Origin of the sequence: Pseudomonas sp. TREG-RG-20F-10-E-6-01 (genome assembly GCF_022662455.1) — a bacterium.
Taxonomy (GTDB): domain Bacteria; phylum Pseudomonadota; class Gammaproteobacteria; order Pseudomonadales; family Pseudomonadaceae; genus Aquipseudomonas.
The window spans coordinates 1-644 of the sequence record NZ_JAKNQP010000040.1 but is presented as its reverse complement, the minus strand read 5'-3'; the positions used below and the strand labels follow the sequence as shown (position 1 = coordinate 644).

At 59.5% G+C, this 644-nt stretch carries 1 protein-coding gene; it reads right to left on the bottom strand.

Going from position 1 to position 644, the window contains the following annotated elements:
- Window positions 1-634, bottom strand: a 634-nt coding sequence (locus tag L8K08_RS30175) for a major capsid protein (RefSeq protein WP_242201988.1), incomplete at its 3' end; no start/stop codon positions are given.
- Window positions 635-644 lie beyond the last annotated feature (10 nt).

The following is a 644-nucleotide window of genomic DNA, read 5'->3' as shown; positions in this document are numbered from 1 at the left end:
GGGTGCCCGGCAGGCCGCCGTAGATCACGACACCCGCTTCTTCGTAGATCTTGTTGGTGATCGCTTCGTCGACGATGTCGAAGTAAGCGCTGGAGTGCATAACCCACAGGGCGATCCGACCGAACTTATCGCCGAACTTGCGCATGCCGCGAGTCAGCGTCTTCTTGCCATCGGTTTCGATGTTGGCCGAGACCACCATGTCAGCGTTGGAGCCGATTGCGGCGCGCAGACCAGCAGTTGCGTATTGGATGAAGCCTTCCAGGGTCGCATCAGCGACGTCGGCACCGACGATCTGGGAGAACTCCTCGACCGGCCGACCGCGGCGCTTGAACGCCTCTTCGGTGGTCTGGTACGGCCCGTACTTCCAGGGAGCTTTGACGCCGACAGCTTCGCCGGCGCTGATCTTTTTGGCAGTCACCTTGCCGTCAGAGTTGACGTCACGATGCTCCAGCGAGCCGTTCAGCTTGTAGAGAGCGCGCTTGCGGAAGTCGCCTTCGATCAGTTCGTTGTCCAGCACCATCGCGCCGTTGGACGATGCGTTGAACACATCCAGGTTGTCCTGGACACGCTCCAGGTATGCGGTTTGCGCCTCATCGTTGTAGATGATTAGGTCGCTGTTAACGGTTGTAGCCATGGGTCAATCC